Source organism: Vibrio sp. 1249-1, assembly GCF_033340495.1.
The window spans coordinates 201,703-216,150 of sequence record NZ_JAWOWJ010000003.1; the positions used below are offsets into that span (position 1 = coordinate 201,703).

The following is a 14,448-nucleotide window of genomic DNA, read 5'->3' on the forward strand; positions in this document are numbered from 1 at the left end:
ATTTGTAAAGTAAGGATTTGTCTATTTTTGTAAATGAGAATCAATTTCAATGAATGGTGATCCTTGTCACGTTTTCGTATCTGATAATCCATTAAAAATGTGAAGGTTATAGCACCGGATATATATTGATTAGCTTAATCATTGTTATGGGCAATCGTTATGCGCAGTATATTGTTAGTCCCCGCGTTATTAGTGTCAGGGTGTGCTCTGATACAACAGTCGACGCCGATTCAACCTGACGCCAACTGGCACGTGGACCAGTTATCGAACGGTATGAAATACCATCTCTATCCAACAGAAGACCAAGAAGTCTCGGTCCGTTTGGTGATGAATATCGGCTCATTCCAAGAAACATCTTCTCAAAAGGGTTACGCTCACTTTGTTGAGCATATGGCGTTTAATGGTAGTGAGCATTTTACCGGTAACGACGTTGTCAAACTTTTTGAGCAATCTGGTGGTAGCTTTGGCGCTGATATCAACGCTTTTACCAGTTATCAGCAAACGTCTTACCAACTTGACCTTGCGAATAATACGAAGCTAGAAGATGCCCTGAAGTGGATGAGAGATATCGGTAACGGACTTGAGTTTGCTCCTGAGCAAGTAGAGAAAGAAAAAGGGGTGATTCTCGGGGAATGGCGACGTGCCAATCCGGATGATAAGTCCTTTTCTATGCATGCTTACCAAGCCTCGATTGAAGGCACTATGTATGGTGAGCATGACCCAATTGGTACTCGCGAAGCGATTCAAAATGCTTCCTCAAGTAAGTTAAAGGCGTTTTACGACAAATGGTACCAGCCACAAAATGCCGAGTTGATTGTGACTGGTAATATCGACGTAGATTCACTGTCCAAGATTATCAAAAGCAAGTTCTCGAACTGGGAAAGTACCTCGGATACGGTAATAGAGAAGCGCCGTGATATTCGAGTGAACAACGAAAACAGAATCTTGCCAAGTAACACGATGGAATCACCAAGTCTTCATTTAGTGATTGAGCGTGGTCTAAGTGGCGGCACGACGATTGAGCAACAACATGAAGTGTGGCGTGATGAAGTCGCAACACAACTCATTCAACAGCGTTTGATCCGTGTACTCAGTGATGCCGCTGAACCTTTTCAATACGCTTATGCAGAGCCCTATTACTCTAACTATCAGCGTATGATGTCGGCAGGGATTTCGTTTGCACCAGATCGCCGCGAACAAATGCACCAGACTTTCATTCGTACCTTGGCGTCGTTGAGAGATTATGGTGCGACTCAATCCGAGTTAGATAGCGTTATGTCAAATTGGCAAGGTGAACTTGCAAATATTGATTCAGATTGGAGTCAGCGTAAGCCAAACAGTTACGCAGAAGCACGTGTTTTTCAAATTGGACAAGACAGTGTCAGCCAATCAAAAGAGAATTATGCCCAGAGTTTGGCAGAATTCATCAACAACGAGAATTTAGAGAGCATTAACACACAATTGGCGGCTTTGTTATGTCAGCAGCCAAGCTTTTTTATTGGTTTGGGGAAAAGCGAAACGTCAGAACAGTTCAATGGTGTATTTGCCGCTCTAAACAGTGCCTATCTTCAAACTGGCGAAAAACCGTTAGAGATGTATGACAAAGTGGATGGATTCTTAAAGCCTACCCAGGAAGGCAGCATCACGAGCATGCGTCAGGAAGCGGGTGGTTTTCAAGTCTATACGCTATCAAACGGTATCGAAGTGTGGTTCCAAAAAGATACTAAAGCGGGTGGTCGAGCGTATATTTACTATGCGAGCCAAGGTGGTAAAGCCGCTATTGATCCGACGTTGTATGCCGCTTATGAAATCGCAGCAACAACGGCAATACGCAGTGGGTTAGGGGCATTTTCTGGTTCAGAGCTAGATAGCTACTTACGCAAAAACAACATTGCGCTTGGCGCGATGCTTGATGCGACCAGTCACGGAGCACAAATTACGGCGCCAAATACGCACCTAACTGATGCTTTGAATGGACTATACAACCTAGCGACGGAGATTAAAGTCGACGAGCGCCAGATGGCGGCAGCGAAGCAAGAGTTTAAACAGCAGAGCGGCGCTTTTTTTGAATCACCGATGGGAAAACTGATTCAAAAAGCAAACGGCAATTCTTATTTGCCGGGTAGTCGTCATCGTATAGTGTCCAGTGATGATGTTGAACAAGTGACTTCCGAGCAGATACTAGCGGTGCATGAGCAACTTTTCAAAACCAATGATGGTTTTAAGATGGTTATTGTTGCAAACGTAGAGCCGGAAGAAATTACACCACTTTTGCGTAAGTATGTGGCCTCTATCGAAATGAAACCGAGTCGTTCGATTGATTATCACGTTGCGTTTAACCCGGAAGTGCCGGAGCGAACTGTGGTTGCGGATGGGCATGAACCTTCATCGTTGTATGTAATGCGTTTGACTAATACGAGCGATTACCAACGTACGGCAAGAGACACGGTTATCGAAGATATTTTGCAACGTATTAGTAATGCACGTGTTTTGGATATTGTGCGAGAAGAGTCTAGCCTTGATTACAGCCCGAGCATTTACACCATGACACAAGATCGCGAACCCATCTCTGATTGGCTCTTGGAGTCTCAAGTCGAGCCCGAAGACGTGGCACTTTTAGAGAGTAAACTGGGCAAAGTGTTTGATGATTTAGCATCAAATATTACCCAAAAAGAAGTGGATACGGCCGCGAAACAATTGGCAGTCGCGATGCAAGGATTGGATGACAACCCAGCACAGAGATCATGGGCATATACTCGTTATTTGGTGCATGATTACGGCGTCGATGTGTTACTTGACGTTGAGAAAGTGGCTAAAAGTGTGACGTTAGATGAAGTGAAAGCGCATGCAAAATCAGCTTTTGGTCCACAAGCAAAACGCTCGGTGATGGTTTTAAATCCGGCCGAATAATCACGTAGTTTCTGACGAAAATCGTGGCAATAGTAATAAAAAAGACGGCGTGAAAGCCGTCTTTTTTAAGCACTTTAATCAAAGCGTTTTATGCTGATTTACGCGCAAGTCGCTTTTCATTGTTGGTGTTGTTTTCTTTTGTGATCGCACTGTCTTGAGCCTTACCCTTTAACGTTACCACTTCCTTTTCAGGTAATTCGGCTGCTTCACCAAAGAATTTGCCACCAGGTTCAATGCTGAGGTTATTGCTCCAGATCCTACCGCTTACGCGTCCCTTGGCAAGCACTTGAATGTGTTCTGCGTGACAGTTTCCGTCCATCATGCCGTTAATGATCAGCTGTTTAGCGTAGATTTCACCGTTTACTCGCCCGCTTTCTGCGACAACGAGAGTGCCTTCCACGTTAATTTGACCATCGACGATGCCATCAATCTGGACATCGTTTTCTACTTTGAGTTCTCCGCTAAGAGAACAGCCTTTGGCGATGAGAGTTGAAGCTGCTGAGCTACTCGTTGTTCCACTGTTTTGATTAAAGATTCCCATCGTATTCTTCGCTCCTTAGTAAAAATGTCTTCGAAATCATTAAGGCTCCAATCGACAAATGGTTTCGGATTCAGTGCTCGCCCAACAAATCGCACCTCGTAATGCAGGTGAGGGCCAGAAGAGAGCCCACTGTTGCCGGAAATTGCAATCAGCTGCCCTTTTTTGACGAACTGACCACTTTTTACTTTGAACGCTTTCAAGTGCGAATAAGAACTCGAAAAACCGAAAGAATGTTGCAGCCTGAGGAAGTTACCAGAGCCTTTATTACTGCGGCGGGTGACTTCCACTACCCCATCGGCAGGGGCATAAATTTTGGTGCCGATATTTACGGCAAAATCGAGCCCACGATGCATCTTGGCAACTTTTGTCACCGGATGGATACGCTTACCGAATCCGGAAGATAGCCGTACGTTGCCGACTGGAGAGCCACTTGGTATTTGGTTTAATAACACCATGCGAACGTTTGAGGTTATCGCCGCTGCATCGAGCCTAGCATCCAAGTTATTTGTCGAGGTATGTTCTCCAACCCCAAGCACTTTCTCTAATTCACCCAAACGTTCCGAAACAAGTTGTACCCGTTCTTCACGTTCTGAAAGGTCATTTTCTAGCTCTGATTTAAGTGTTTTCAGTGTGCTGAGTTCTTCACCCATGGTGCGTGAATGCTCTGTCAATTCAGCTTGTTTTAACGCTGCATTATCAACGCGAGTGTACAAGTGATGAATTAAGATTACGGTCGCGGCCAGAGCAACAACAAAAAAAACGAAAAACGTTTTTATGTTGCGTTGCATCCTTTTACTGAAGTACCAATGTCTTGAGCCATTGATAGTTGATATAGAGATCGTCAACTGGTCTTTCATCGTCTTCTATTGCTCGTATTTGGTATACGTCTCGTCACTGAGTTAGTAGGAATGTAAGGAAAACGAGTAGGGACCGCCAGAGGCAAATTGGAAAGAAGTGTCAGGTCGTGAGGCGTTTTCAGATATTAGATAAAAGACTCAATAAAGATTTAATATTCTGCTGATTTTGGTCGTAATTACTCCAAATCGCTTCATTTAACTGAATATTATGATTTTTAAGGCGGTTATCCGAGAAATTGGATTGTGAATATTGCCAATAGCATCCGCACGCAATTCAACTTACTTCACGGTTTGCCTTATAAATGTTGGATAATTTATCAAACCGACATTCATTACATCGATAACTTGTTTATGATAGCGGTTGATATAAAGCACTATTCATTGGCTTTAAACCTAAGCGTTACATTTCGTTTAGGAACACATAACTATGACAACGGAGTTGGTCGTGAAAAAACTACTATTGGCTACAGCAGTGGTCGCAGCTGCAGGGGGCGCTGGCTACCTGTACCAAAACAATACTACCGCAAGTGATGCAGGCTCACTGTTAACGCAAGTTCCTGCAGATTCACTTATGGTGACGTATCAGACTGAACCTTTTAACCATTATAAATATATGAACGCATTCGGTACGGCGAACCAAGGCTCGATTGCAGAACTTTTTGCCGATGAACCACTGTCTCCACAACAGCAGTTTGCAGTTAACTTATTCGATGGGTACCTAGAGAGTGCTGCGTCGCCAGAAACATTAAAAGCTTATTTGGGCACCGGGGAAAACATTAATCCTGTGTTGTACACAATTGGTATGGTACCGGTGTACAAAGTGGATATTGAAGACCCTGCCGCGTTATGGAAAACACTGGATCATGAAGAGCAGATGAGCGGCGCTAAGCATGAGTTGGTTAAGCTTGGTGAAGTCGAGTATCGTCGTTACGAGATGACTGATTCAATTGACCCGCAGGACGGTATTGGCTTGGTTGTAGCCGTGGTTGATAACGTGCTTACGTTAACGATTGATGTTCCGCAACTGGGCGTTCAAAACCCGATTAAAATGGCACTAGGGCTTGAAGCACCAAGTCAAAATATTGCTGACAGTGGACGCCTTGAGGCGTTGCAAGCCAAATACGGTGAAAACAACAACTCTTTTGGTTACTTTGATCATCGCGAAGTGATTAAAGGTTTGACGACGAAAGATGGCAATATGTTTGCTCGTCAAATCAGCACGTTGGATGCAATAGATCCTGAACCAACTATTGAGGAAATGCGTTCACCAGCCTGCCATACTGAGCTTACTCAAGTTGCAGAAAACTGGCCTCAGTCCGTCGCGTTTGCAGAATACAAGATGAAAGGCGATCAGGCGTTCATTAAAGGTTCTTTTGTTGTTGAGTCCAACAATAAAGTGATTCTAGATGCGCTCAAGTCGATTCGTGGTGTATTGGCAGAGTCTAAAAGTGATAAGAGTTTCTTTAGTATGGCGCTTGGTTTAGACATTAATACGCTAGCGCCATCGATTGGTCAGATTTGGGCTGACTTGACTCAGCCTCAATACCAATGCTCTTTATTGACGCAAATGCAGCAAGAGATGGGTGGCCAGAATCCAGCAGCCGCTGTAAGCATGGGGTCAGGCATGGTTAACGGCCTCAAAGGGTTAAGCCTGCAAATGTTTGATATCAAAGTAGATACTAATGCTCAGCATGGTGAAGTATTTAGCCAGCTAGATGGTATGTTGTCTCTTTCTGCCAATGATCCAATGATGCTTATTCAAACTGCGCAAATGTTCGTTCCTGAACTTGCTCAATTGCAAATTCAACCGGATAACCAACCTGTTAATGTCAGTGACCTATTAGAAATGCATACTGGCATGAAGGTGGACGTGTTTGCTCGTCTAAACGAAAACCATTTCACCCTTTACAGTGGTGATAGTGCTGCGGAAGCAAGCAAAGAAGTGATGGCGCAATCACTTTCTCCAAATGGCTTGTTCAGCTTTGATTTTGATTCAGAGCGTATTTTGGAAGTGTTAGAGAGTGCGTCGTCAATCACTGGGGAGCCGGTTCCGGATGATGTTGTCAAAAGCTTACAAGGCGAGCTTGTTGGTGGTATGACGATGGACGTGACAGACCAAGGTATTGGTTTTGAGTTTGATTACCGTGGTGCAACTAAACCTGTAACGGTTGCACAACAGTAACACATTGAGTAGAAAAAGGCGGCATATGCCGCCTTTTGTTATTATGTACCGCATTAAAAAGCGAGTGGGAAGAGCGACGCTTACTCATCTATTTGAGGATGAGAGTATTGCTGATATTCAGGTAACTCTTTTCTTAAGTTACTAAATGTCGCCCATGCACTTTCTTTTGAAAGTTTGTTGATCAGCCAGTTTGGCAATAGACCTCCGGGATCAGCAAACGCCTTGTATTCCACGAGTGTTGTATCGTTTGTGAGTTTTTGTAACTCCCAAGTCGCATCAACCGAGCGAATTCGAACATAACCATTTTGTTCAGCAAGATATGAGTCAGGTGCGCTTTTGATTTCTATCGTGAATCCCAGCTCATCGACCCAGTACTTTGAGTAGGTGACCATATCCCGATTTTTGGCAGGCCATGGCGCTTTAAACTGGGTGTAAACGATGTTCTCGGTGGCCGATATTTGATTTAAAACCCGGCTATGACTGGCATTGTCAATCCAGTTCGGGATATTGTCACTGTCTTCCAGTAGCGTTAAAAATGCACCATAGCTGGTGGGTGTGAACATCCGAGCACGGATCTCAACTAAACCGTTACTATGTTCTCGGGAGTAAATTGTGATTCCATTCTTGTCACGCTCGAACTGCCAGTTCTCGTTGGCGCTCGCGTCAGTACCAGCGGATATCAATGTGGCGAGTGTTAAGGCGCCAATTCTTAAATGCAACATCATGTTAGTATCCGCCAACTTTTCCTAAATTTAAGTTTATACGATTTGTCGTAACTATAAGGACAATAGTATGTTTTTTGTTATCGTTCTGAAGGTTGCTCTGCACTGAAGCCATGTTGAATGTTGGTGAAGGTAAGCGATGCAAATATTACGATAACGATCGCTAGATGCCATGCTTGACTCAATCCAAGCTGCACCAGAGCTAAGCTGACCAATGAGGAGACGACCATTTGTCCACCACCAGACATTGCCGCTGCGGCACCTGCTTGCTTTTTATAAGGTTGCATTACCATCGCTTGTGCACAAGGTAGGGCAATACCATTACCCAAGATCATTAATAGCTGTCCTAGCATCAGAAATAGAGGCTCAACAGGGCAGAAAAATAACCATATTGCTGCAGCGAGGTGAAGAAATGGGGTGCAGAGCAGCATTTTCTTATTGCCAATAATTGGCCTTACTCGGTTACAAATCGTGGTACCACATAACATACCCAAAGCGGGAATGAGTGCCCACATCGCATATTGAGCGGAGGTCATGCCAATTTGATCTTGCATGATAAATGGCATCACAGAGACTGTCGTAATCATTAAGCTGAAGTTTAACCAACTGATACTGGCGAAACTCATAAAGTAACGAGACGTAAGTAAGCTCTTGTATTGGAGCAACATTTTTCGGGGTGACGGAATGACAGAACGTTTTGCGATGGTTTCTGTGAACTTAAAGGCGATGATTACCCAGGCCAGCGAGACATAGCCCAACAGAGAAATAAACACCATACTCCAACCGAAGTGGAAGTTGATAAAGCCGCCAATCACAGGTGCAATAAGTGGCGTGATTGAAGCCGCCATGGCGATGTAAGACATTGCCACTGGGAGTTCATCCCCGCTAAATCTATCTCGAGTCGACGCCCTCGCGAGTACCGCGCAGCATCCTGTACCTAACCCTTGTAAAAAGCGCCCCATCACCATCCCTGTAAATGTGTCACTGAAGAAAATAATCATCAGCAGACCAGACATCGCGATGAGTAAACCGGTAAGTAATACTCTTTTTCGTCCTAAAGCATCTGACACTGGCCCGTAGATAAATTGAGAGGGGCCAAAGCCGAGCAAATAAATACTCATAAGTAGTTGAGCTTGGTCGAGGGAGATGGAAAAGTCTTTTGCTATCCATGGCAAAGAGGGCATGACTAGCCCCATGCTCAACTGGCCAACGCTAATAATAAGACAGGCGAGTAGTATAGTATGAAAGTTGATTGGGCGACTCATGACTGGTCTCCATTCAAACAACCTTTTTGGCGTCGTGATCTTAAGCCGCCTTCGTCATCCACTTCATTTAGCTTTGCTTTGACCCGCTTCACAGTCGATAGACTGACTTCGCATTGCTCTGCTACGTTTTGCAATGTGTAGCCTTCTAGCAGTAACGTTGCGATCTGTTGGTGTTTGGTTTTGTTTGCGGGGCGGCCGCGAAACTTCTGTTTCCATAATTCTGGCTGCTCTTTAATGGCCTGTCGCCCTTGCTCTGCGGCAAACAGGCGATGTTCAGTCTGCACTTTCCCATATCCAGATAACACTGTGAGTAGTGTTTGAGTTTGAACAGAACCTGGCTCAAAAGTTATTGATTCACATACGGTTTTCAATGTTACCCCTTTATCGAGTAGCATTTTTATCGTGTTCAATGCTTGACTAAAGTCGCGACCAAATGCGGTCAGCCACCAGAGCACAATCGTATCCCCAGCTCTGACGGAATCGAGCAGTCGTAAGAATGCCTCTCTCTCGGTTGGAGGCATGCAACCACGAACCTTATCCTCAAAATGCTGAGCTTCGGGCGCAAAAGCTTTTAGAGTATTAAGGTGCTCTTGGTAAGCTCGATTTTTTGGCGAATAACGAGTGTAAAGATACGTGGTCATAAGGATTATGAGCCTCTTTTTTTGGTTCATATAGTGTGATGGCTCATAAATATACATGGGTTCATTAATGCTTACAACACTAAATGAGCCGTTTGGGTGTCAGAGGCAAATAAAAAAGCCAACCGAATGGCTGGCTATAGCTATTTAAGCTTTTGTTGTCTGGCGCTCGATTAACTTCACTGGCACCATCATTTTTACTAGGCTGCCGTTTTTCGTATTAATTTGATCAACAATGATCTTCACGCACTCGCGAGCGAGGCGACGGAAATCCTGGCGGAATGTGGTTAGTTGATAGCTCAACCATTCTGTCTGAGGAATATTATCAAAGCCAATGACTTGTAAGTCCTGAGGAATGCTCAACCCGCATTCTATACGGGCGATATCCATGACCGCCATAGCAAGGTTATCGGTTGCACAGAACACCGCTTCAGGCCGATTTTTGTCTGCCAGTATGGCACGGACTTTATCAAGTGAGCTCGCGTAGTCATAACTGGCTTCAATGATGCGTGGCGTCTTGCCGGTTAGGTCTTCAAATTCAGAGCAGAAGCCGCTTTGGCGTTCGTCATTCGTAAAGGTTGGCACTTCTCCCGTCAAATAAACCGCGTTCTTCACGCCACTTTTGTGCAGAAGTTGCGCGGCTTGTTGGCCTGCTTCGTAGTTGTCACTGATAACGTAGCTACTCCTAGTACCTTCAACAACTCGTGCGTATTGAACAATTGGGATATTAAACTCTTCACATTCTTCATAAAGGGACTTATTGAAGGTTGCGGAAGCGGCAATGACACCATCGACGCGATACTGGAAGATATTTGGGATTGAGTGGCCCTCTTCTTCATCCACTTGCCATGGAATCAATACGGCAGAATAACCTTTTTTCTGTAACTCACTGGAAATTAATTGCAGTGTTTTCATATGGATAGGGTAATCCGCATCAGGAAACACTAAACCTATCAATTTCGATTCGTTTGTGGTCAGGCTACGTGCAAAGGCGTTAGGGCGGTAGTTAAGGGCTTTAGCCGCTTCAAAGACTTTTTGCTTGGTCTTTTCGGATACTGAGCTACCCGGAACAAACACGCGCGATACAGTAGATTGAGAGACGCCTGCCATCTTTGCCACATCTTTTGATGTGACTACGTGTTTAATTGATTTCATGAATAAAACTTAGTTGCCAGTAATTGAGGTCATAAGACTAGCATAAATAGGTACGTATTCATAAATGTTCTGACGGGGTATCCTAAGTAGAATAATGGCTTTGGAGTGTTAAAAAGCAAAATGTGGGTTAACCCATTTAGTTTGCTTTGAGCTAGCACTAGATCTAGTGCGTAGATACTGTCCGTTTGTTGGACGTACAGTATCTACGTAAAGAACATTAATTTGCTTGTTTGACTGCAACTTTACGTTTCGGGGAGAGGAGTGAATACCCCATGTATCCGATGCAAGCGGTTGCGACAAGAATAGAGCAGCCACGCATAAAGTTAATCAGCATAGGAGCGTTGTCGGTAAACGCGTTGATTCCCCATAGCATCACGAGTGAGAATACAAACATTACTAGCAAGCCATAACACGGTGCATCGATTTTACCAGGAATGACGTACCATCCATCTTCCTTAATCGGCTTGTTTAAACGAGCGTACTCCGCTTGCTGGCCTTTAATTGTGTAAAGGTGCATTTCTTCCTGTTTGCCTGTTAGGAGAAGGCTTGCGGCGTAGGCGACAACGGCATTCACAAGGACGCCAATCACGCAATACCAAGGCCACGCAATATCGGTCGCGACGGCTACATACCAAATCACCAAGAAGCTAGCAGCAACGCCAATCAACAAGCCTTTTTCCGTAATGTGTTTTGAGTAGAACCCAAGGACAAACATGCAGAAGCTCGCACCGACAAAGTAAGAGCCTGCCTTACTCAGCACTTCCAGTACCGAGCCTGTGCTGGTGGCAAACATGATCGCTGGAATGATGACCAAAATCGCCCACGCCACCGTGAAGAAACGCGATACCTTTAAGTAATGCTCTTCCGACTCGTTTTGCTTGTAGAAGCGTTTGTAAAAGTCAGCCACAGAAACGGTCGCCATTGAGTTAAATGCGGAATCGAGACTCGACATACTTGCCGCCAGAATCGCAGCGGCAATGATGCCCATCAAGCCCGGCATTCCATATTCACTCGCATAATGAAGAATGATGGTGTTGCCGTTTTCAAACTCTTTACCGTCGTAATAAGCGTTGAACAGGACGCCAAGTAGGATAAAGACAAAGTAAATAAAGAAGGCCACATAGCCCATCATCAACATTGCCTTTTTCGCATCGCCCATGTTTTTCGCGGCCATACAACGTTGTACCATCATCTGGTTACCGCCATACACGGTGGTGTGGAACATCGTCATTGCGATAACGCCGGCCCATACCGTCGTTACTTGGCTTAGGTCAAAACTTGTTTGTAGGGCATCGGTCATTCCTTTCGCTTTGAGTTCTGCCATGACCTCCGTCATTGGAGCAGGCATACCATTCCAAACGGCTTCAATGATGATGAACGCGCCAATAAACAAGATCACTGCTTGAATCACATCGGTCCAAATGACGGCCGCGATACCGCCCATTACGGTGTAGATAAGGGCAATTGCAGTGACGATCATGATACAGTACATCACGTCGATACCAGTAATGAACTCCAAAATCATTGCTGTCGCATAGAGTACGGCTGCCGAGCTCAATGCTTGTTTGATAAGGAAGATAAACGACAAAGTCAGTCGTGAAGCCTTGCCGAAGCGTCGTTCTTGATACTCGTAGATAGAGGTTAAACCGTTGTTGTAGAAAAACGGCATAAACACAGCCACGATGAAGAAGATCACCAGCGGATAATTGAGGTGAATCGCGATAACCGACAGGCCTTCTTTGTAAGACCAAGCTGGCCCACCAAGGAACGACATGGCACTCACGTAAGTACAAACGACAGAAATACCGATCGCCCACCAAGGGATGCTCTTATCACCCAAGGCGAATTGGCTAGCTGAAGTGACTCGCTTTCCAATTACCGCCCCCAGTACTAGCGTGAGGGCGATGTATCCCCCAAGGATGCTCCAGTTAAGTGCGCCAAACTCATGCATAATTAGGTCCTTCTAACTGTTCTTTCATTTGTGCAAACACGTCATAGCCAAGCTGCAGCAGGATATGAACGATGTCGATCGCCACCCAGTTTTCCTTCAGTAAATCGCCTTCGCGTCGCCAAATGTCCATAACGCGAAGTTCGATGTGTTTTCCTGTCGGGGCGAGACCGAGCCAGCCACTGTGACCAGTGTGAGTACCATGCATATGTGGCCAACCACCTGTGGATACGTAGTCATTTTTGGCCAAAAAATTGACCTCAATATCGACACTTCGATCAGGGAAGGCGAACACGAATGGTGCTTGGTGGTGGTTACGGAAACCTTTGATACCGCGCGTAGTACCAATACCTGCAGGGCCGTACCACATGAAGTCATTGTGCCAGTAGTTTTCTAAATCCATCGAGAAAAGATCTTGACCATCAAAACGACCCAAGCAAGACAGCATATCTTCAACCAGCTGGGCGCTCTTTTCACTTTCTCCCAAAGACACAACAGATTGTTGAATACCGTCAGAAGTCGCAGGAGAAGGAACCAAGCCATCGTGACCTAAGCTTTTACGAAGAGGGTTGCAGCCTGCTTGATTCATCGCGTCGATGAAGTCTGGGATCATGTAAGATTCGGTGATTTGGTCGTTCTCCACACACACCATTTCGGTGTAACGCAAGTAGAGTGTTTTCCCTGTTGCTGGGATGCCAAACAGTGGTTGTTCAAATGTACCGATAAAGTAGCCGGTAGAGTTGTACCAAGTGCGGCCTTCGTATTCGCCGTGCATCACAATTATTGGTCGGCGCTCGGCGTCAGGCAAAGCATTCACAAGTGGTGAGAGGAAAGATTCGTGGGTTGCATCTGGGCCATTAAGATCGTTCACAGGGTGCGCCACGCACCATTTTACGTCAGGGTTCAAAGTTTGCAGAGCGGCCTGTTTTTGCTCGATGTCTGCGGCTTTGAAGTAGTTCTGGTAGAACTGTTCGATGATGTTGAGTGACATGTTGCTTCCTTACTGTCTGTGATTTTAATAAATAGTGTTTAGTCAGCCGTTAGCCTTGTTGTAGCAGGATTTGCTTCCAGATTGCGGTCTCGTCAAACAAAGTGAATTCGCGACGAAGACCCCAAGGACCAAACTCAGCGTGGCTGATCCCCATGATGTAAACCTCTTTCCCAGAAGGCTTACCGAACATCCCATACCCTTCATGCTTACCGTGCAAAGACCATCGAATTGCAGCGCGTGGTGACATCATGTCGTCATCTCGGCCAATACGATGGTGAACGGTAAATTGAGCATTTGGGAAAGACGCACGAAGTGCCATCCAAAAATGATCGACTTCCGAGTGTGATAGGGCAGTTTGACCTCCAGTGTATTCGCCGATGCAAGCGCGGTCGTACTCTTTCGGTACTATAGAGAACTCGGCATTCATAAGGCTTCTGAGAATTGCTTCGTAGCGCTGACCATATTCGTTGTCGTTGCCTACGCCCAAATAAGGTCCAGGAATGTCGACTTCAGGTGTGAACGGAAATGGGCTTGATCCCACGCCACCTTCAAATTCGATTTGTTGGCGTGCAAACTCTTCTGACGTCATACCCAGTTGTTTCGCGATATCGGCTTGATCGCGAACCAACCATTCGTCATTGATTTGGTTATTGATAGCGTGGCAATCTGCGATAATACGGAAACGAAGTTTGCGGTTCGAGGCTTGCCCGTAGAAGCCGTTGCCACTGTGTGTTGCAGTAGAGATGATTCGATGAGAAGAAAGCATGCCTTGTTCCGGGGTGCCTGACCAAATGACGTCTTCGCCATATAGCGTGCGATCGGGAAACTCGGCCAGTGTCGCCATTGTTGCACTGATCACCCCTTCGTTTCCTTGAACGATAGAGAGTGGAGTACGCACAACAATGTCGGGAGAGTAGTAGTGTTCTAAGGTGTTTAAACCTCGGTCTTCCCAAATCTCTTTTGTGATACCAAGAATGTAGTCGGGAAAGTCACGCCACTTTTCATCGAAGCCAACCATGGCCATAAATCACCTCCGTAATTGAATAATTATATTTGATTACGTATTCAAAATATATCATGTTGCCATTTTGTCAACGGATTGTTTTTCGATTGTTTAAATAGCGTGCTGGTGATCAGATTTTTAACAATTGAGCGGAAAATAAACTAAAAAAGTACAGGAGAGATGGAAGCTATCTCTTATCGAGACGTGTTAATAAGAAAGGAGGTCAAAGTTTTTTT

11 protein-coding genes are annotated in these 14,448 nt (G+C 45.2%); 2 read left to right on the forward strand and 9 right to left on the reverse strand.

What is annotated here, in order from left to right; genetic code table 11:
* The first annotated feature begins 159 nt into the window (after positions 1-159).
* Positions 160-2,910, forward strand: coding sequence for a M16 family metallopeptidase (locus tag R7Z50_RS07675; RefSeq protein WP_318148990.1), 2,751 nt, complete (start codon positions 160-162; stop codon positions 2,908-2,910).
* 88 nt (positions 2,911-2,998) lie between these two features.
* On the opposite strand, the gene R7Z50_RS07680 is transcribed toward R7Z50_RS07675, so the two are convergent.
* The gene (locus R7Z50_RS07680) at positions 2,999-3,451 is read right to left on the reverse strand and encodes a bactofilin family protein (RefSeq protein WP_080773744.1); all 453 of its coding nucleotides are present in this window, start codon (positions 3,449-3,451) and stop codon (positions 2,999-3,001) included.
* Complete coding sequence (locus R7Z50_RS07685; RefSeq protein WP_005374721.1) at positions 3,355-4,308, reverse strand: M23 family metallopeptidase; 954 nt, start codon at positions 4,306-4,308, stop codon at positions 3,355-3,357. The genes R7Z50_RS07680 and R7Z50_RS07685 overlap by 97 nt, the downstream gene beginning before the upstream one ends.
* Positions 4,309-4,735: 427 nt before the next feature.
* On the opposite strand from R7Z50_RS07685, the gene R7Z50_RS07690 reads away from it, so the two are divergent.
* On the forward strand, positions 4,736-6,490 hold the full coding sequence (locus R7Z50_RS07690) for a hypothetical protein (RefSeq protein WP_206970572.1): 1,755 nt from the start codon (positions 4,736-4,738) through the stop codon (positions 6,488-6,490).
* A gap of 80 nt (positions 6,491-6,570) precedes the next feature.
* On the opposite strand, the gene R7Z50_RS07695 is transcribed toward R7Z50_RS07690, so the two are convergent.
* The 7 genes from R7Z50_RS07695 to R7Z50_RS07725 all read right to left on the reverse strand — a co-directional run bounded on the left by R7Z50_RS07695 (position 6,571) and on the right by R7Z50_RS07725 (position 14,233).
* Positions 6,571-7,215, reverse strand: coding sequence for an START domain-containing protein (locus R7Z50_RS07695; protein WP_213869922.1), 645 nt, complete (start codon positions 7,213-7,215; stop codon positions 6,571-6,573).
* A gap of 77 nt (positions 7,216-7,292) precedes the next feature.
* Positions 7,293-8,477, reverse strand: a complete 1,185-nt coding sequence (locus tag R7Z50_RS07700; RefSeq protein WP_318148991.1) for a multidrug effflux MFS transporter — start codon at positions 8,475-8,477, stop codon at positions 7,293-7,295.
* Positions 8,474-9,118, reverse strand: coding sequence for a recombinase family protein (locus tag R7Z50_RS07705; protein ID WP_138939488.1), 645 nt, complete (start codon positions 9,116-9,118; stop codon positions 8,474-8,476). Before R7Z50_RS07705 ends, R7Z50_RS07700 begins: the two co-directional genes overlap by 4 nt.
* A 144-nt stretch (positions 9,119-9,262) precedes the next feature.
* Positions 9,263-10,270 (reverse strand): LacI family DNA-binding transcriptional regulator, encoded by a 1,008-nt coding sequence (locus R7Z50_RS07710; protein WP_005374731.1) that lies wholly within the window; start codon positions 10,268-10,270, stop codon positions 9,263-9,265.
* Between the two features lie 217 nt (positions 10,271-10,487).
* Positions 10,488-12,221: a sodium:solute symporter family transporter gene (locus R7Z50_RS07715; RefSeq protein ID WP_206970575.1), complete on the reverse strand. Its 1,734-nt coding sequence runs from the start codon at positions 12,219-12,221 to the stop codon at positions 10,488-10,490.
* A complete protein-coding gene (locus R7Z50_RS07720; RefSeq protein ID WP_206970576.1) occupies positions 12,214-13,209 on the reverse strand; it encodes an ester cyclase in 996 nt (331 codons plus the stop codon). The genes R7Z50_RS07715 and R7Z50_RS07720 overlap by 8 nt, the downstream gene beginning before the upstream one ends.
* Before the next feature lie 49 nt (positions 13,210-13,258).
* The gene (locus R7Z50_RS07725) at positions 13,259-14,233 is read right to left on the reverse strand and encodes an ester cyclase (RefSeq protein ID WP_318148992.1); all 975 of its coding nucleotides are present in this window, start codon (positions 14,231-14,233) and stop codon (positions 13,259-13,261) included.
* Between the last annotated feature and the right edge of the window lie 215 nt (positions 14,234-14,448).

Coding starts and splice junctions, on each gene's coding strand:
- R7Z50_RS07705 (WP_138939488.1), bottom strand. CDS start 9,118: ATGACCACGTATCTTTACACTCGTTATTCGCCAAAAAATCGAGCTTAC.
- R7Z50_RS07710 (WP_005374731.1), bottom strand. CDS start 10,270: ATGAAATCAATTAAACACGTAGTCACATCAAAAGATGTGGCAAAGATG.
- R7Z50_RS07715 (WP_206970575.1), bottom strand. CDS start 12,221: ATGCATGAGTTTGGCGCACTTAACTGGAGCATCCTTGGGGGATACATC.
- R7Z50_RS07695 (WP_213869922.1), bottom strand. CDS start 7,215: ATGATGTTGCATTTAAGAATTGGCGCCTTAACACTCGCCACATTGATA.
- R7Z50_RS07700 (WP_318148991.1), bottom strand. CDS start 8,477: ATGAGTCGCCCAATCAACTTTCATACTATACTACTCGCCTGTCTTATT.
- R7Z50_RS07680 (WP_080773744.1), bottom strand. CDS start 3,451: ATGGGAATCTTTAATCAAAACAGTGGAACAACGAGTAGCTCAGCAGCT.
- R7Z50_RS07720 (WP_206970576.1), bottom strand. CDS start 13,209: ATGTCACTCAACATCATCGAACAGTTCTACCAGAACTACTTCAAAGCC.
- R7Z50_RS07725 (WP_318148992.1), bottom strand. CDS start 14,233: ATGGCCATGGTTGGCTTCGATGAAAAGTGGCGTGACTTTCCCGACTAC.
- R7Z50_RS07690 (WP_206970572.1), top strand. CDS start 4,736: ATGACAACGGAGTTGGTCGTGAAAAAACTACTATTGGCTACAGCAGTG.
- R7Z50_RS07685 (WP_005374721.1), bottom strand. CDS start 4,308: ATGAAAGACCAGTTGACGATCTCTATATCAACTATCAATGGCTCAAGA.
- R7Z50_RS07675 (WP_318148990.1), top strand. CDS start 160: ATGCGCAGTATATTGTTAGTCCCCGCGTTATTAGTGTCAGGGTGTGCT.